This is a genomic window from Flavobacterium notoginsengisoli, assembly GCF_042686225.1.
Lineage (GTDB): Bacteria > Bacteroidota > Bacteroidia > Flavobacteriales > Flavobacteriaceae > Flavobacterium > Flavobacterium notoginsengisoli.
In genome coordinates, this window is the sequence record NZ_JBHUOT010000007.1 from 233,909 (window position 1) to 253,371 (window position 19,463).

Here is a 19,463-nt window from a genome sequence, read left to right on the forward strand (position 1 = left end):
TTGACACGGATTTTTTTATTTGTTTTAGGAAAAAGAAAATCCGTTTTTATCCGCGTCTTTACGAAGTAAATCTGTTTCATCAGCGTACCAAAACACAACAATATAAAATGAGAAATTTAAAATACATCTTCTTAGTTTCTATTTTTGCTTTGACATTTGCTAATGCGCAAAGTACTTCTGATACTAATTTTAGAAAGCCAGTATCAGAAACGCTTAAAAAAATCGAGACTACTTTTAACGTAACCATCAACGACGACAGAGGATTACTGAAAGGAAAAGAACTGGACTATGCAGATTGGAGAATTGAACCCGGAAATTTAGCGCTTTCGCTGACTAATATTTTAGCGCCGTTTGAATTGATGTATTTCAAACAACCCGATGGAAACTACATCATACGCAAGTATGAAAACCATAAAGTTTCGGTAGATAAAGGAAAAGAACGCTTGTTTTACTTAGAAAGTCTTTATTCGACCAAAGAACAATGGGAGAAACGCAAAACGGAGTTAAAAGCTTGTATGATTGCATCATTTGGATTAGAAAAGGCACCCCCAATGCCCAAGTCTAAACCACTTTTAACTCCAAAAAGAATTTACAAAGACTACAGTGTAGAAAATATTGCTTTAGAAATCCTGCCTGGAGTTTATGCCACAGGATCGATTTACAAACCGTATCCGTTCAATAAAAAGTCGGCTGTAATTATTACACCTGACGGGCATTTTGGAGACGGAAGATATAGAAAAGACGAACAGTACCGTTGTGCCATGATGGCCAAAATGGGAGCAATTGTAGTAGGTTACGATTTATTTGCATGGGGAGAATCTTTATTGCAATTTCCAGAAGAAACGCACAGAAACAGCATTGCATCGACTGTACAATTATTGACAGGAATTCGTTTACTGGATTATTTATCAACCGTGAAAAATGCCGATATGTCTAGAGTTGGTGTTACTGGAGGTTCTGGCGGAGGATCGCACACCATGTTTTTATCGGCGATTGATGACAGAGTGAAAGTTTCAGCTCCGGTTGTAATGGTTTCGTCTCACTTTTCAGGCGGTTGTCCATGCGAAAGCGGACGTGGAATTCACTTATGTGGAAACGGAACCAATAACGCTGAAATTTCAGCGATGATGGCTCCAAAACCGCAATTAATTGTTTCTGATGGAAAAGACTGGACATTGGCAGTTCCAGAATTGGAATTCCCTTTTATTCAAAGAACATATGAATTGTATGGAAAGAAAGATTTAGTCGAAAATGCTCATTTTGCAAAAGAAGGACATGATTTCGGAATCTCGAAACGTATGGCTTTGTATCCGTTTATGGCGAAATATTTAAACCTAGATTTGAATAAAGTAAAAAACGAAAAGGGAGAAATCGACGAATCGATGTGTGTAATTGAACCAAAAGAAAAGTTGTTAGTTTTTGGAGATAAAGGAGAAAAACTACCGAAAAATGCATTAAAAGACATCAACAAATTATATGAAATGTTCGGAGAAAAAAATCTGAAAGTTTACGAGGTTAAGAAGTAAAAAAGATAGCCACGAATTCACGAATTATTTTTTTCTGCCACAGATTAAAATGATTATTAGGATTTTTTATCTGCCAGATTTTTAATCAGTGAAAATCCTTTAATCTGTGGCAAATAAATTAGAGAAATTATACGCAAAGAATAATTAGAGAAAATTCGTGAATTCGTGGCGAAAAAAAATATTTATGAAGATAAGAGTTAAAATACAGCAATTAGGTTTTGGAATTTTACTGATTTTAGCAGGTCAGAATATCATTGCTCAGTCAAGTAACGACCTAAAATTATGGTATGATAAACCTGCGTCCATCTGGAACGAAGCCTTGCCTTTGGGCAACGGACGTTTGGGTGCAATGGTTTTTGGCGATCCAGCTGTAGAACGTTTACAATTAAACGAAGAAACCATTTGGGCAGGTTCGCCAAACAGCAATGCACATACTAAATCGATAAAAGCATTGCCAATTGTTCGTCAGTTAATTTTTGACGGAAAATTTGATGAAGCGCAGGATTTGGCGACGCAGGATATTATGTCGCAGACCAACGACGGAATGCCGTATCAGACTTTTGGAAGCGTTTATATTTCATTCGCAGGACATCAAAAATATACCGATTATTACCGTGATTTAGACATCAGCAATGCGACGGCGAAGGTAAAATACAAAGTAAACGGTGTTGAATTTACAAGAGAAATTCTAACCGCATTTTCAGATCAGGTTATTGTGGTAAAACTTACTGCGAGTCAGCCAGGACAGATTACTTGTAACGTTTTCATGAACAGTCCCATTGATAAAACGGTAGCTTCGACAGAAGGAAACCAGATTGTACTTTCGGGAGTTGGGACTAACTTTGAAGGCGTAAAAGGAAAAGTAAAATTTCAAGGCCGATTAACCGCTAAAAATAAAGGTGGCCAAATCGATGCCAGCAACGGCGTTTTAAGCATCAGCAAAGCCGATGAAGTGACTTTGTACATTTCGATTGCAACCAACTTCAAAAACTATCAGGATATTTCAGGAGATGAAATTGCAAAAAGCAAAGACTATTTAGCGAAAGCTGAAAACAAAGATTTTGAAACGATTAAGAAAGCCCATGTTGATTATTATCAAAAATTCTTCAACAGAGTTTCTTTAGATTTAGGCTCAAATGATTTGGTTAAAAAAACAACAAACGAAAGAATCCGAGATTTCTCGAAACAGTTTGATCCGCAATTGGCTGCTTTATATTTCCAGTTTGGACGTTATCTTTTAATTTCGAGTTCACAGCCAGGCGGACAACCAGCTAATCTACAAGGAATTTGGAACGATATGGTAACACCACCTTGGGACAGTAAATACACAACCAACATCAATGCCGAAATGAATTACTGGCCGGCACAAGTAACCAATTTGCAGGAAATGCATGAACCATTTGTACAAATGGCAAAAGAATTGGCTGTTACTGGTGCAGAAACGGCAAAAATAATGTACAATGCAAATGGCTGGGTTTTACACCACAATACCGACATCTGGCGTGTAACTGCTCCAGTCGATTCAGCTGCTTCGGGAATGTGGCCTACTGGCGGTGCGTGGGTTTGTCAGGATTTATGGGAAAGATATTTATACACGGGAGATAAAAAGTATTTAGCAGAAATTTATCCAATCATGAAAGGTGCAGCCGATTTCTTTTTGGATTTTATGGTAATTGATCCTAATACAAAATATTTAGTGGTTGTTCCATCAAGTTCGCCTGAAAATACACATGCAGGCGGAACTGGAAAAGCAACAATTGCATCGGGAACCACAATGGATAATCAGTTGGTTTTTGACTTGTTTACGCACGTTATTGAAGCTTCAGCTTTAGTTTCACCAGATGTTACTTATACAAAAAAAGTTAGCGATGCTTTGGCAAAAATGCCTCCAATGAAAGTGGGAAAACACAGTCAATTGCAGGAATGGCAGGACGATTGGGACAATCCAAAAGACAATCATAGACACGTTTCGCATTTGTATGGCTTGTATCCGAGTAATCAGATTTCGGCAATAAAAACACCAGAATTATTTGAAGCAGCAAAACAATCCTTGATTTACAGAACAGACGAATCTACAGGCTGGTCAATGGGCTGGAAAGTGAATTTATGGGCAAGATTATTAGACGGGAATCATGCGTATAAATTGATTCAGGATCAATTACATTTAGTAACAGCAGATCAAAGAAAAGGTGGCGGAACGTATCCGAATATGTTAGACGCACATCAGCCGTTTCAAATTGATGGAAATTTTGGATGCACGGCCGGTTTTGCCGAAATGTTGATGCAGAGTCAGGAAGATGCGATTCAGTTATTGCCTGCTTTACCAACCGTTTGGAAAGATGGAAGTATAAAAGGCTTAGTAGCAAGAGGCGGTTTCGTAATCGATATGACTTGGAAAAATAATAAGGTTTCAACGCTTAAAATCTATTCGAAAATTGGAGGAAACTGCCGATTGAAGGTAGAGAATACATTAAGTGGTTCTTCAATCAAAAAAGCAAAAGGGAAAAATTCAAATCTGTTATTTTATGATGTGGAAGTGAAGAATCCGATTATTTCTAATGAAGCAAAATTGCCTAAAGTACAATTGCCAAATTATAATATTTACGATGTAGATACGAAAGCGGGACAGACTTATACTTTTACTGGGAATTAATTAATTTTATATCCTAACAGGTTTTCAAAACCTGTTAGGTATTTATAGTTTTACGCACAGTTTGTCATTTCGACGAAGGAGAAATCTCCACAAGTAACTCCGTAAAGTGAATCGCCAATCTTTGTCGAGTTTCTAACGAAGATTTCTCCTTCGTCGAAATGACAAGATTGTGTTGAAAAAATAAAATAAAACACCTACAAGGTTTTGGAAACCTTGCAGGAGTAGAAACTTTGCAGGAGATTGAAAACGAAAAGTTCTCTTGCGTGAGTGATGGAAGTGGAGCTCTTTTTTATGAGGCTTTTTCTGCCGAACAAAAAAAGCGGGAACGGACAGCACGACCCGAAGGGGCACGCCCAAAGAATTAGATTTAAAATAATAATTAGAATATGTTACAACATTTCAAATATAAAATAATAACACTTTCAATAGCAATTGCATGTTTAAACAGCAGTTGTAAATCTGGTGCAGACCATTCTCAAAAAGGAAAATCAGTTGTTTTAAAAGAAAAAAACTTCAAACATTATGTGGATTATTTCAACACGATGGAAGATGAAAATTTGAAGTTTGCAATTCCCAATGACAGTGCGTGGGCGTGGATGGAAAAGAATATTCCGTTGTTTGAATGTCCTCAGCAGAATTTTGAGGAGATTTATTATTTCAGATGGTGGAGCGTTCGTAAACATATTAAGAATACTCCGCAAGGATTTGCGATTACCGAGTTTTTGGTAGACCGTTCGTATGCTGATAAATACAATATGATCAGCTGTGCTTTAGGACATCATATCAACGAATTTAGATGGGTTCATGATCCGAAATATATAGAGCAGGACGTGAAAATCTGGTATCGAGGAAATGATGGCAGACCGATGAACAAATTGTATAAATTCAGCAGTTGGACAGCCGATGCTTTGTACAATCGTTATTTGGTGAATAAAGACGAAAAATTCTTATTAGATTTATACCCCGACATGGTTGCTGATTATACTGTTTGGGTAAATGACCGTCAGCGTAAAGATGGATTGTTTTGGCAACATGATGTAAAAGATGGAATGGAAGAATCCTTAAGTGGCGGACGAAAAGTGCAAAATGCAAGACCAACGATTAACAGTTATATGTATGGAAATGCCGTAGCGATTTCTAAAATGGCTGAGATGAAAGGCGATAAGGTTGCGGAAACAGTATATAAAGCTTTAGCTTCTGTTCTGCGACAATCAATACAAACGAAATTGTGGAATTCAAAAAGTGAGTTTTTTGAAACTTTGACTGAAAAAGATACTTTGGCTCAAGTTCGAGAAGCAATCGGATTTATTCCGTGGTATTTTAATCTGCCGGAGCAAAACAAAGGTTTTGAAAAAGCTTGGGAACAAATTAAAGATGAAAAGGGATTTTCGGCTCCGTTTGGATTAACAACAGCAGAAAGAAGAAGTCCGAGATTTAGAACACACGGAACAGGGACCTGCGAATGGGACGGCGCTATCTGGCCATTTGCCAGTTCGCAGACGTTAACGGCCTTGGCGAATGTTTTGAATAATTACAATCAGAATTTTGTAGCAAAACCTGATTATTTTAAACAGATGGAATTGTACGTTCAGTCGCAGTATTACAGAGGAAAACCTTATATTGGTGAGTATTTAGACGAAACAACGGGTTATTGGTTAATGGGCGATAGAGAAAGAAGCCGTTATTATAATCATTCGACTTTTAATGATTTAGTGATTACGGGATTGGTTGGTTTGCGTCCGAGAGCAGATGAAAAAATTGAAGTGAATCCGTTGATTCCGCAAGAAAAATGGGATTGGTTTTGTCTGGATAATGTTTTATATCACGGCAATATCATTACCATTCTTTGGGATAAAACGGGAGAAAAATATAAAAAAGGAAAAGGTTTTAGAATCTTTAAAAACGGAAAAGAAATTGCGGTTTCTGAGAGATTGGAGAAGTTAGTTTCTGAATAATTTTAAACCGATAAAGTTGATTTAGTTAAGAATAAAATTTGGAGAAAACAGTATTAAATTATTCAATCAAAGGCGGTGTATTTCATATTGTATGGAATATGGTATTTGTGGTTTTAGGGATTTACTTTTTATCAATCATAAATGTTGAAAAGATTAGATTTAAATTTGGTGATTTGGTTTTACCGATTGTTGCTGTGTTGTTTATCATCGTTTATGGAAAAAAAGCAGTGATGACTCTTTTTAATTTTCATAAAAAAATAATATTCTCTCAAGAAGGATTAGAACTTAATGAGATTTTTTATGAATGGAAAGACATTATATTTCCAAGAGTTATTGCCAAAACAGAACACACGGCAAAGTACAATTTGTCCTATAAAGAGTTTTACCTCACTTTTGTTTATAAGCAGAAAACCATCGAAATAAAAATAGATGATTATGATGTTTCTGAAAATGAAATTAAGGAACTTATAAAAAAATATACTCCAAAGTTTACACCAAGCACTATGAGCGAGAATAAAACAGTTTATGAACCAATATATGATTTTGACCAAATCATCACTTTAGAACAATATTATGACCTTGAACATGAGGATTCTGAAGAAGCAATAAAAGATGTTCAGAAATTAGCTGTGAAAGATTTAGATGGAATAAAACGTTTTTGTGAAAATCAACTCTTTGTGCAACCTGATAAAGTCAGTTTTATTTATTATTCGCTGAGTGAAGATGAGGATATTGATAAATGGGCGGGTTTTCTTTCTGATGAGTTTAGCAGAGTTTTTCAGATTGCGTTAAATCAGAATAAAATAAAAGAACTAACTCCAGTTTTATATGAGATTTTAGTAGAAGATATAAGTTCGTATAATGCGGGACAAGTTAGACAGATATTGCTAAAAGGATTAGATCATAAGGATTTAGAAACCCGTTTAAAGGCTTTAGAATTTCTTCAAGATTGGATTGATGAAGAAGTTTTAAAGAGTAATTCAATTGTAGTATCTAAGCTGAGACAAAAACTGAAAGATCCAGAGTGGAAAATGCGCTGGAAAGCAAGTAAATTGTTAGAACACTATAAAATTGCTTTTGAAAGCTTAAGTACGCTGGATAAATTACGAAGGTTTATTAATCCGTAATTGGTTTAAGGTTTGATTTAAGAATGAAGCTTCGGAGAAGCATAATATTTATAGCAAAATACATATCCAAATGATAAAAAGCTCCAGCGGAGCGATACCTATAGAAAATTATGTCGCTCCGCTGGAGCTTATTGAACTTGTTATTATAAAATCTATAAATATATCGTCCCTCTGGGACTGAAAATAAAATCATGAAAAAGTTTTTTTTACATCTTACATTAATCATTTCACTTTTCACAATTTCGGCGAAAGCCCAAACCAAAATCATTGTAAGTGATTTAAAATGTGAAATGCTAACCAATCCTGAAGGAATTGATGTTTTACAACCAAGATTGAGCTGGAAAATTAAAGCAAGCGTAAACGATGTAAAACAAACTCATTATCAAATTTTAGCTTCTTCGTCTTTAGAAAAACTAAATGCCGGAAACGCAGATTTATGGGACAGCGGAAAGGTACAAAGCGACGAATCTATAAATGTAATTTATAATGGAAAAAAACTAAAAGATCGACAAGACGCTTATTGGAAAGTAACGGTTTTTACCAATAAAGGAGAAGTTCAATCAAAAGAAACAGCACATTTTAGCATTGGGATTTTAACGTATGCAGATTGGAAATCGACACGATGGATTGGTTACGAAAAATTGTCAAAAGATGACAGCATTTCGCAGTATTCAAAATTGTCAGCGCGTTATCTACGAAAAGAAATCAACCTGAAAAAACAAGTCAAAAGCGCCAAAGTTTACATTATGGGAATGGGCTTGTACGAGTTATACATTAACGGAAATAAAATTGGCGACCAAGTTTTAGCACCTGTCCCTACGGACTATACCAAAAATATAAAATACAATGTTTTTGACGTCACTTCTCAATTGAAAGAAGGTAAAAATATGCTGGGAACGATTTTAGGAAACGGACGTTTTTTTGCTATGCGTCAGGATTATAAACCCTATAAAATCAAGTCATTTGGTTTGCCAAAAATGGCTCTGCAGTTGTTTGTAGAATATACAGACGGAAGCAAGGACGTTATCCGAACTGACGACACTTGGAAACTAACGACCGACGGCCCGATTTTGGCCAACAACGAATACGACGGCGAAGAATACGATGCCCGCAAAGAAATGAAAGGCTGGAACACGGTTAATTTTGACGATAAAAACTGGGTAAATGCGAGATACGTTCAGGAGCCGGGCGGATTCTACGAAGGACAGATGTCGGCGAATATGAAGGTAAAACGTGAAGTGAAACCAATTTCAATCAAATTAACATCAAAAGGAACTTATATCTTGGATATGGGACAAAATATGGTGGGCTGGCTTCAGCTGAAAGTGAAAGGAAATGCAGGCGATAAAATCACGATGAAGTTTGCCGAATCATTACAATCAGATGGTTCTTTATACATTGCGAATCTCCGTGATGCGAAAACGACTGATATTTATACATTGAAAGGCGAGGGCGAAGAAGTTTGGGAGCCACGTTTTGTTTATCACGGATTTCGATTTGTAGAGATTTCAGGATTTAAAACCAAGCCAGCTTTAGAAAATTTTGTTGGAAAAGTGGTTTATGATGATATTCAGACTACGGGAACTTTCGATTCTTCGAACCAAATTATGAATCAGATTTTTAAGAATGCCTGGTGGGGAATCAGCGGTAATTATAAAGGAATGCCGATTGATTGTCCGCAAAGAAACGAGCGTCAGCCTTGGTTGGGAGATAGAACAACGGGAGCTTACGGAGAAAGCTTTTTATTCGACAATCAGACTTTGTACGCAAAATGGTTAGATGATATTAAAAACTCACAGACTATCGATGGTGGAATTCCGGATGTAGCACCAGCTTTCTGGCGTTATTACGGAGATAATGTGACCTGGCCTGGAACTTATATCACGGTTGCCGATATGCTGTATCAGCAATTTGGAGATACAAAAGTGGTAGAAAAACAATATCCATACATGAAAAAATGGATGGATTATATGGAAGAAAACTATTTGGTTGACGATATTATGACCAAAGATAAATACGGTGATTGGTGTGTTCCGCCAGAATCTTTAGAATTAATTCGTTCGAAAGACCCTTCTCGTTTAACAGATGGCGAATTAATCTCAAGTGCGTTTTATTATCAGCTTTTAAATATCATGAAAAAGTTTGCTGTGATTGCCAATGCACAAAATGATATAAAACATTATGACGAATTGGCTTCAAGAATTAAAAAAGCATTCAACGCTAAATATTTCAATAAAGAAAAGAACAGCTACGCCAATAACACCGTAACAGCCAATTTACTGCCTTTAACTTTCGGAATGGTTCAGGAAGAATTACAGCAAAAAGTATTTGAAAATCTGGTACATGAAGTGGAAGTGACAAAAAACGGTCACGTAAGCACTGGAGTTATCGGAACACAATTTTTAATGCGAACATTAACCAATTTTGGTCGTGGTGATTTGGCTTTCAAACTGGCATCAAATAAAACCTATCCAAGCTGGGGTTATATGGTCGAAAATGGCGCTACAACAATCTGGGAACTTTGGAACGGAAACACGGCGGATCCTGCAATGAATTCGCAGAACCACGTGATGCTATTAGGTGATTTATTGATTTGGTATTACGAAAATATGGCCGGAATCAAAAGCAATCCTGAAACTCCAGGTTTCAAACAAATTATTATGAAACCAGATTTTAATGCGGGATTGACTTATGTAAATGCGGCTTACGAATCAATTTACGGAATGATTAAAAGTGACTGGAAAAAGGATAAAAAAGCTTTGGTTTGGAATATTACTATTCCTGCTAATACAACGGCTGTAGTATATCTTCCTGCTATTGATGTTTCTGCAATCTCGATTAATAAACAAAAGTTGGATAAAACTTCTTATGCTCATTCACTAGAAAAAAATCAAACAGTTGTGACACTTTCGTCAGGAAATTATACGATAAACGTTAAATAATTTGCATTTTTAATAATTCGGGACAGTACAGGATACATTGTTAATTTTTTGGTGTTATTTTTACACTTATTAAATATTTTTACCTAAAAAAATGTTGGGTATGTATTTATAGTCAGAAAAAATAATTCATAATTTAATTAAGAATGAAGATAACAAAATTAGCATTTGTCTTGTTTGGACTTTTCCTTTTAGGAAGTTGTAAATCGGCTTTAGAGAAAAAGACTTGGAAAGAAGGAATTTTAGTAGATCAATTTGTTTACGATAAAGCGCCTTATCCGTCTTGTCATGCGATTACAATCGTCGAAGCTACAAATGGTGATTTAGTTGCTTCTTGGTTTGGCGGAACTCACGAAAGAAATCCTGATGTTTGTATCTACGTAGCCATTAAACCAAAAGGAAGCGACACTTGGAACGAAGGTGTAAAAGTTGCCGATGGTGTAATGAAAGACGGACCGAGATTACCAACTTGGAATCCGGTTTTATATCAAATCCCAGGTGGCGATTTAATGCTTTTCTACAAAATTGGGCCAAAACCATCTGAATGGTGGGGCGTAATCAGAACTTCATCTGATGGGGGAAAAACTTGGTCTGAGGCTCAAAAAATGCCAGATGGTTTCTTAGGACCAATCAAAAACAAACCTGTATTATTAAGTAACGGAACATTATTATGTCCGTCAAGTATCGAAGGCGACGGTTGGAGACTTCGTATGGAATCTACTCCAGATTTCGGGAAAACTTGGGTAATGGGCGACACACTTCCAAGAGGAAAACAAAAAATCAATGCGATTCAGCCAAGTATTTTATTTCATAAAGACGGAAGTATTCAGGCTATCGGAAGAACCAGAAACAGAGCGATTTTCAGCACATTCTCAAAGGATAACGGAAAAACTTGGTCGGATGTTGAGTTAATTGGACTTCCAAATAACAACTCAGGAACTGATGCCGTAACACTTAAAGACGGAAGACATTTATTGGTTTACAACCACGTTTTACCTCCGGGAACAGAAGCAAAAGGACCAAGAACACCTTTAAACGTTTCCGTTTCAAAAGACGGAATCAATTGGAATGCTGCTTTGGTTTTAGAAGATTCAAAAATCAGTCAATATTCTTATCCTTCGATGATTCAAAGTTCAGACGGAATGGTGCATATTGTATATACTTGGAGAAGAGAAAAACTGAAATATGTGAAAATCGACCCAAGTAAATTGGTAGCACTTCCAATCAAAAACGGAGTCTGGCCAGGAGAGGAAGGAAAAGTGGTAACGGCAGTAAAAGCAGAGGAAGAATAATAAAGATTTAGCCACAGATTAAAAGGATTGGAGAGGATTGAAAAATCTGCTAGATTCGCTAAATCTGCGTGAAAAAAAATACTCTCGCAGATTTGGCAGATTTTGGAGATTAATTAGAAAAAATCATTTTAATCCTTTTTAATCCTTTTAATCTGTGACAAAAAATATATAAGCATGAAATCTAAAAGAAATTTATTTATAGCAATGCTTGTTGTGATGTCAGCAACATTCAACAGCTGTGCAACGGCTCAGTCTTCAAACAAAAAGCAAAAATATAAAGTTGCGGTTTGCGACTGGATGATTTTAAAAAGACAAAAATTAGGTGCTTTTGCTTTAGCAGCTGAAATAAAAGCTGACGGAATCGAACTGGACATGGGAGGTTTAGGAAATAGACCGACTTTTGACAGCAAACTAGGCGATCCTGTAGAAAGACAAAAATTCTTAGATAAATCGAAAGAAACTGGTGTCGGAATAAGTTCGATTGCGATGTCTGGATTTTATGCACAGTCTTTTGCTACAAGAGAAATCACACCCATGATTACGGATTGCATTCAGGCCATGAAAAACATGAAAGTAAAAGTGGCTTATCTTCCATTAGGAACACAAACGGATTTAGTTAAAAATCCGGAGTTACGTCCAGAAGTAATTAAAAGACTTCAATGGGCAGGAAAAGAAGTTGGTAAAATAGGTGGAGTAATTGCAATTGAAACCTCTTTGGATGCGACAGAGGAGAAAAAACTTTTGGACGAAGTCGGTTCAAAATACATTAAAAGTTCTTTCAATTTTGCCAATGCAGTTGATAATGGCAGAGACATTTCATCCGAATTGAAAATCTTAGGAAAGAAATATGTAGCGCAAATTCACGCTTCAAATACCGATCAGTTTTGGTTAGAAAATGACAAAGCGATCGACATGCCAAAAATCAAACAAACTTTGGACGAAATGAAATGGAGTGGATGGCTTATTGTAGAACGTTCTCGTGATGTAACTCAAGTTCACAATGTAAAAGCCAATTACGGAGCAAATGTGGCTTATTTGAAAAAGATTTTCCAAAATTAATTTATAGCCACAGATTAAAAGGATTAAAATGATTTTTTAAATCTGTGGAAATCTTTTATCCCGATAGCTATCGGGAGTAAAAAAAATAAAAATCTGCCTAATCTGCTAAATCTGCGTGAGAAATTTTGCTCGCAGATTTTGCAGATTCAGCAGATAAATCACGATTATAATTTGCGAAAATTTGTGCAATTTGTGGTCAAAAAATAAAACATAATGAAATATTTACAATTACTTTTTTTAGGTCTTTACGTCTCTTTCGCAACTGCGCAGAACATTACAGTTGTTAGTGATGCCAATTCGCCGAGAGCAAAATTTGGAGCAGATAAATTATCAGAAACTCTTTCAGCAAAAGGATTCAGCGTAACATCTTCAGCTAAATTCAAAAAATCAAAAGATAAAGTAATTGTAATTGGAGAAAAAGGAACCGATTTCTGGAAACAAAATGCTAAAAGCGCTAAAATCGACGACAGCAAATTATCGAAAAAAGAGGGTTTTCAGATTCGAACTCAAAATAATGTCATTTATATTGAAGGAACAGATGCTTCAGGAGCTTTGTATGGCGCTTTAGAATTAACAGATAAAATTAAAGCTTTAGGAAAACTTCCTTCAGAAATTAATATTGATGACAGTCCCGAAATGGTTTTGCGAGGAGCCTGCATTGGAATGCAGAAACCAGTTTATCTTCCAGGACGTGACGTTTACGAATATCCATACACTCCAGAAACTTTCCCTTGGTTTTATGATAAAGCTTTATGGGTGAAATATTTAGACATGCTGGTAGAAAACCGTATGAATTCTTTGTATTTATGGAACGGTCATCCGTTTGCTTCTTTAGTAAAATTAAAAGAATATCCGTTTGCAGTAGAAGTCAGCGATGAAGATTTCAAGAAAAATGAAGAAATTTATAAGTTCTTAACCGTTGAAGCGAATAAACGTGGAATCTGGGTAATTCAGATGTTTTACAATATTATTGTTTCTAAGCCTTTTGCAGAGCATTACAACATTAAAACACAAGATCGTTCAAGACCTATTACGCCTTTGTTATCTGATTATACGCGAAAATCTATTGCGGCTTTTATCGAAAAATATCCAAACGTTGGCTTAATGGTTTGCTTGGGAGAAGCAATCAATACCGTTGATGATGATGTCGAATGGTTTACCAAAACGATTATCCCAGGTGTTCGTGATGGTTTACAGGCATTAGGAAAAACAGAAGAACCGCCAATTATTCTTCGTTCTCACGATACAGACGGACCTTTGGTAATGGAAAAATCACTTCCGTTATATAAAAACTTATATACAGAAAGTAAATATACAGGAGAATCGTTGACGACTTATACGCCGGGAGGTCCTTGGGGAGAAACGCACAAACAATTAAGCGCTTTAAAATCAATTCATATTGAGAACGTTCATATTTTGGCAAATCTAGAACCTTTCAGATATGGTTCGCCAGACTTTATCCAGAAAACGGTAAAAGCGATGCATAGCGTTCATGGTGCAAATGCGCTACATTTATATCCGCAGGCTTCTTATTGGGATTGGCCCTATTCGGCAGATAAAACAAAAAGTGGCGAGCGTTTATTAGAAATGGATCGTGACTGGATTTGGTACAAAGCTTGGGCAAGATATGCTTGGGACAGCAAAAGAGACCGTAGCGAAGAAGTTAAATTCTGGGATAATGATTTAGCAACGAAATTCGGAACGAGTCAAGAAGCTGCAAACAACATTTTAAAAGCCTACGAAGAAACGGGAGAAATTGCTCCAAAAACATTAAGACGTTTCGGAATTACAGAAGGAAACCGTCAGACTTTATTATTAGGAATGTTTGAAAGCCAATTGGTTAATCCGTCAAAATGGAGAGTATATCCGGGATTCCATGAATCTTGCGGGCCTGCGGGCGAATTACTTTTGGAATATGCTAAAAAAGAGTGGAATAAAGAACCGCATTCTGGTGAACTTCCAACTCAGATTATTGCTGAAATTACAGAACACGGAAGATTAGCCGTTGAAGCCATCGACAAAGCCGAAGCCAGTGTAACCAAAGACAAAGAAGAATTTGAACGTCTTAAAAATGATATTCATGCTTATAAGGCTTTCGCCGATTTCTTTTCAGAAAAAGTAAAAGCCGCTTTATTGGTTTTAAGATACAGTTATTCAAACGATATTACCGATTTAGACAAAGCAATGCCTCATTTAGAGAAAAGCATCGAGTACTATGAATTATTGGTAAAACTGACAAAAGATACATATTTCTATGCCAACAGTATGCAAACTGCTCAACGCCGAATCCCAATTGGAGGAGACGACGGAAACAACAAAACTTGGGCTGAATTGTTACCACATTACGAACGTGAATTGGCTAATTTTAAAAGAAATTTAGAAAAGCTAAAAGCATCAAAAGATGGTAAAATTGAAACCAAAGAAGGAAAACCTTGGAAATCTGCAGAAGTAACTTTCATTGACGAAAAACCAGGAAGTTATTTAGTAAAAACCGGAACAAAAGTTTACGGAACAGATATTTCTGAGTTAACTAAAATTGCTCCAGAGCTTCAAAACCTTAAAGGATTCTCATTCGTAGAAAACGATCAAAACGAAAAAGGAACACATTTGAAGTTTAGAAACACAAAAGCGGTTAAATTAGTAGTTGGTTATTTCAATTCAGATCAGAAGCGATTTTTATTACCGCCAAGTTTAGAAACAGATGCAGCAGGAAATGCGCACGGTCAGGCCGAAGTAATTCTGGCAAGTGCGATGAATTTAAAAGAGTTGCCTCGTGTAAACATTCATACCTATACTTTCCAGCCGGGCGAGAATAAATTAGATTTAGGAAAAGGAAAAGTATTGATTTTAGGCTTTATAGACGCAGACCAGACTATAACACCACGTGATGTTGGATATATAGATGCAGGGGAAAAAGCAGCTATTGACTGGTTGTTTTATTAATCTACTTTCCTGGAAGGTTTTCGAAACCTTATAGGTATATAATAAAGTTTAAAATTAAAAGAATAATTTGGGCGTGTCCCTTCGGGTCGGGCTGTACGTTCCCGCTTTTTTTGAGGCGAAGAAAAATCGCCTCAAAAAAGAGCTCCACTGCCATCCCTCACGCAAGCAAACGTTTAAACCTGACGGGTTTTAAAAACCCGTCAGGTTTGCTCGAAGTAAACGTGATTAGACCTAACAGGTTTTAAAAACCTGTTAGGTCTGTTATCAAGATAACTTAAAAACAACCTTATAATCACTTATATGGTTTATAAAATATGAATAGAATAGTTTTTTTTATTTTTTGTTTTTTTTCAAGTCTTTGCTTTGTTTGGAGTCAGAGCAAAGATTCGGGGAAGTTTCGTAAAGAAATTTCGCTGAATTCATCTTGGGAAACCGTAATCTTGGATAATCTTCCCGCACAAGAAGAGAGGTTTGTAGACCATCCAGAAACTGGTTCCAATTGGCAGAAGGTTAGTGTGCCTCACAATTGGGATCAGTATTATGGTTTCAGAAGAACAAAACATGGAAATTTGCATGGTACTGCTTGGTACAAAAAAACGCTTAAACTGGATAAAAAAGACAGTTCAAAACAGCATTTTCTTTATTTCGAAGGCGTAAGTTCGTATGCGACTGTTTGGGTAAATGGTAAAAAAGTAGGAGAGCACAAAGGCGGAAGAACCACTTTTACTTTAGACATTTCCAAAGCGGTTTCTTTCGACAAAGAAAATATCATTTTAGTAAAAGCATCACATCCTTCTTTTATTGCAGATCTTCCTTGGGTTTGCGGAGGCTGTTCAGGAGAATGGGGATTTTCTGAAGGTTCTCAGCCAATGGGAATTTTTAGGCCAGTTTCTTTGGTAATTACAAACAATGTTAGAATTCAGCCGTTTGGTGTTCATGTTTGGAATGATAAATCGGTTTCTAAGCAAAAAGCGATCCTTCAGACTACAACTGAAATCAAGAATTACGGCACTTCACAACGAAATTTAACTATCGAAAATATTCTTCTGGATGCTTCAGGAAAGAAAGTTGCTATCAATAAAAGCGATAATAAAATCAATTCGGGAGAAACAAAAGAAATAGCACAAACGCTTCCTGAGATTCAGAATCCGAAATTATGGTCGCCATCCAATCCGTATTTGTATAAATTGGTTACTTCAGTTTATGAAAACGGAAAAATAGTCGATCAGTTAACAACACCATATGGAATTCGCTGGGTAAGCTGGCCGGTAAGTCGTGACGGAAAAGACAATCGTTTTTTCATCAATGATGAACCGGTTTTTATAAACGGTGTTTGCGAATACGAACATTTGATTGGAAAAAGTCATTCGTTTTCAGACGAAATGATTCATTCCCGAATCGAACAAATCAAAGCAGGCGGATTTAACGCTTTTAGAGAAGCGCATCAGCCTCATAACTTATTATATCAAAAAGAACTGGACGAAAACGGAATTCTGTTTTGGAGTCAGTTTTCGGCACATATTTGGTACGATACGCCAGAATTTAAGGAAAACTTCAAAACCTTATTACGAGAATGGATAAAGGAACGAAGAAACAGTCCATCTGTAGTAATGTGGGGATTGCAGAATGAAAGCACGATTCCGAAAGAATTTGCTGAAGAATGCACGCAGATTATCCGTGAAATGGATCCGTTATCAGCTTCTCAAAGAATCGTAACAACTTGTAACGGTGGAGAAGGAACAGATTGGAATGTCGTACAAAACTGGTCGGGAACATATGGCGGAGATCCGTTAAAATACCATCTGGAAATGACCACTCAGTTATTAAACGGAGAATACGGCGCATGGCGTTCTGCCGATTTACATACCGAAGGCGAGTTTGACCAGAAAGGAACTTTAAGCGAAAACAGATTCTCTCAATTAATGGAAATTAAAGTTAGAGAAGCCGAATCGGTAAGAGATAAAATTGCGGGACAATTTAACTGGCTTTTTGCTTCACACGAGAATCCGGGAAGAGTACAAAATGGTGAAGGGTTTAGAGATATTGATAAAGTCGGACCAGTCAATTACAAAGGACTTTTTACCATTTGGGGCGAACCTTTGGATGCATTTTATATGTACCGAGCGAATTATGTTTCGAACAAAACCAATCCAATGGTGTATATCGTTTCGCATACTTGGCCAAGTCGTTGGGAAAAGCCGGGAATCAAAAACGGAATTGATATTTATTCGAATTGTGATGAAGTAGAATTGTTTAATGATGTCAATAAAGCTTCACTTGGAAAACTAAAAAATCCAGGAATCGGACAGCATTTTCAGTTTAATAATGTCAATATTAAATACAATGTTTTATATGCCGTTGGTTATGTAAATGGGAAAGCGGTTGCGAAAGATTATATTGTCTTAAATAATTTTCCAAAAGCATCTAATTTCGATGCTTTAGCCACCAATAAAGCAGATATTACAAAAGCCAAAACCGGTTACAATTATATTTACAGAGTAAATTGCGGAGGTTCAGAACTAACAGATTCTGATGGAAATACTTGGTTTACCGATACACATAAAAACGGACAAAATACTTGGGGTTCGTTATCGTGGACAGATAATTTTGAAAAACTCCCTGATTTTTTTGCCAGTCAAAGAACTACTTTCGATCCAATAAACGGAACAAAAGATTCTGAGTTATTTCAAAGTTTTAGATACGGCGTTGATAAACTACGCTATGAATTTCCAGCTCCAGACGGCGAATATTTAGTAGAATTATATTTCACAGAACCATGGTATGGAACTGGCGGAGGCTTAGACTGCAAAGGCTGGCGTTTGTTTGATGTAGCAATTAATGATAATGTAGTTTTAAAAGATTTTGATATTTGGGCAGAAGCCGGTCATGATAACGCTTTGAAGAAAACATTCAAAGTAAAAAGCACAAACGGAAAAATTGTGATTTCATTCCCGAATGTAAAAGCTTCGCAGGCGATTATTTCTGCGATTGCGATTGCGACAAAAGATATTCATGCAAGACCAGCTTCAGAATCTTCAAAAAACATTCAGAATTTGGTTTTAGATTCTTATGATAAAATCAACAGAATAGCTTCATGGCTGGATATTAATTCAAAACAATATTCAGATTCTGATGTTGTTTTTACTGAATTGCCTTCGGAAGTTTTTGGTGCAGATTATTTACAGTTTTCAGTTAATTCTAAAAATAAAGGTTCGTTTACTGCTAAAGAAGATTCGGAATTATATTTTTTTATAGATAATAAAAAATTGAATTTAGAGCGATTTTCTGAATATAAAAAATTAGAAGAAAAATCGAAAAACAGCAATGGAATTTCATTTGATGTTTTCACTAAAAAAATAAAGAAAGGCGAGAAGATTCTTTTTGATAATTCAGAAAACATAAACACAATTGCAGTAGTTCCAACTTACGACATGGGTGAAAAAGACGATTCTAGACCAGTTGTAATTATTGAAGCTGAAAAAACAAAAACAACGGGAACTGGAATCGAAAAAGGAAATTTCAAAAAAGCCGATTTTATTGAATTCACTAAAAAGACCAATAACAGCATCGAGTTTGAAGTAAAACCGGGAGTTGCAGGAATTTATTTAATGCGTTTCCGTTTTATGAATAGAAATGAAACTCCGATGAAAGTGAAATTCAAAATGGAAGATGCATACGGAATTTTAATGCGAAATGATATGATTGAGTTTCCTTCTTCGACAGAAAAATGGAAGATTTTGAATACGACTTCTGGTGGTTATATTAATGCAGGAACGTATAAAATTACATTGGAAGGTGATGATTTGAAGGGATTAATGTTGGATAATTTCGAGTTTCAATAAAATAGAAAATTAATCTCGCAAAGACGCAGAGTCGCAAAGAAAATTAAACCATGTAAGCAATATAAAATAATTTAAGTTTTGCTTTAAATGAACTTACATTACTTATATGGTTCAGAAAAAAACTTTG

General features: G+C 36.0%; 9 protein-coding genes. All 9 read left to right on the forward strand.

Going from position 1 to position 19,463, the window contains the following annotated elements; all coding sequences use genetic code 11:
- The first annotated feature begins 107 nt into the window (after positions 1 to 107).
- The gene (locus tag ACFS3A_RS16920) at positions 108 to 1,526 is read left to right on the forward strand and encodes an acetylxylan esterase (RefSeq protein WP_379826743.1); all 1,419 of its coding nucleotides are present in this window, start codon (positions 108 to 110) and stop codon (positions 1,524 to 1,526) included.
- A 184-nt stretch (positions 1,527 to 1,710) separates the two neighbouring features.
- Positions 1,711 to 4,179 (forward strand): glycoside hydrolase family 95 protein, encoded by a 2,469-nt coding sequence (locus tag ACFS3A_RS16925; RefSeq protein ID WP_379826744.1) that lies wholly within the window; start codon positions 1,711 to 1,713, stop codon positions 4,177 to 4,179.
- A gap of 386 nt (positions 4,180 to 4,565) precedes the next feature.
- Complete coding sequence (locus ACFS3A_RS16930) at positions 4,566 to 6,134, forward strand: MGH1-like glycoside hydrolase domain-containing protein (RefSeq protein ID WP_379826745.1); 1,569 nt, start codon at positions 4,566 to 4,568, stop codon at positions 6,132 to 6,134.
- Positions 6,135 to 6,241: 107 nt separating this feature from the next.
- Positions 6,242 to 7,261 (forward strand): hypothetical protein, encoded by a 1,020-nt coding sequence (locus tag ACFS3A_RS16935; RefSeq protein ID WP_379826746.1) that lies wholly within the window; start codon positions 6,242 to 6,244, stop codon positions 7,259 to 7,261.
- Positions 7,262 to 7,452: 191 nt separating this feature from the next.
- Positions 7,453 to 10,203, forward strand: coding sequence for a glycoside hydrolase family 78 protein (locus tag ACFS3A_RS16940; protein ID WP_379826747.1), 2,751 nt, complete (start codon positions 7,453 to 7,455; stop codon positions 10,201 to 10,203).
- A 143-nt stretch (positions 10,204 to 10,346) separates the two neighbouring features.
- The gene (locus tag ACFS3A_RS16945) at positions 10,347 to 11,492 is read left to right on the forward strand and encodes a sialidase family protein (RefSeq protein ID WP_379826748.1); all 1,146 of its coding nucleotides are present in this window, start codon (positions 10,347 to 10,349) and stop codon (positions 11,490 to 11,492) included.
- Positions 11,493 to 11,666: 174 nt separating this feature from the next.
- Positions 11,667 to 12,551: a sugar phosphate isomerase/epimerase family protein gene (locus tag ACFS3A_RS16950; RefSeq protein ID WP_379826749.1), complete on the forward strand. Its 885-nt coding sequence runs from the start codon at positions 11,667 to 11,669 to the stop codon at positions 12,549 to 12,551.
- Positions 12,552 to 12,764: 213 nt separating this feature from the next.
- Positions 12,765 to 15,494, forward strand: coding sequence for an alpha-d-galacturonidase (locus ACFS3A_RS16955; protein ID WP_379826750.1), 2,730 nt, complete (start codon positions 12,765 to 12,767; stop codon positions 15,492 to 15,494).
- A gap of 314 nt (positions 15,495 to 15,808) precedes the next feature.
- Complete coding sequence (locus tag ACFS3A_RS16960) at positions 15,809 to 19,336, forward strand: malectin domain-containing carbohydrate-binding protein (protein WP_379826751.1); 3,528 nt, start codon at positions 15,809 to 15,811, stop codon at positions 19,334 to 19,336.
- Positions 19,337 to 19,463: the final 127 nt, after the last annotated feature.

Bases quoted from the DNA above. Each gene is read 5' to 3' on its own strand.
- ACFS3A_RS16920 (WP_379826743.1), top strand. From the start codon at position 108: ATGAGAAATTTAAAATACATCTTCTTAGTTTCTATTTTTGCTTTGACA.
- ACFS3A_RS16925 (WP_379826744.1), top strand. From the start codon at position 1,711: ATGAAGATAAGAGTTAAAATACAGCAATTAGGTTTTGGAATTTTACTG.
- ACFS3A_RS16940 (WP_379826747.1), top strand. From the start codon at position 7,453: ATGAAAAAGTTTTTTTTACATCTTACATTAATCATTTCACTTTTCACA.
- ACFS3A_RS16955 (WP_379826750.1), top strand. From the start codon at position 12,765: ATGAAATATTTACAATTACTTTTTTTAGGTCTTTACGTCTCTTTCGCA.
- ACFS3A_RS16945 (WP_379826748.1), top strand. From the start codon at position 10,347: ATGAAGATAACAAAATTAGCATTTGTCTTGTTTGGACTTTTCCTTTTA.
- ACFS3A_RS16930 (WP_379826745.1), top strand. From the start codon at position 4,566: ATGTTACAACATTTCAAATATAAAATAATAACACTTTCAATAGCAATT.
- ACFS3A_RS16960 (WP_379826751.1), top strand. From the start codon at position 15,809: ATGAATAGAATAGTTTTTTTTATTTTTTGTTTTTTTTCAAGTCTTTGC.
- ACFS3A_RS16950 (WP_379826749.1), top strand. From the start codon at position 11,667: ATGAAATCTAAAAGAAATTTATTTATAGCAATGCTTGTTGTGATGTCA.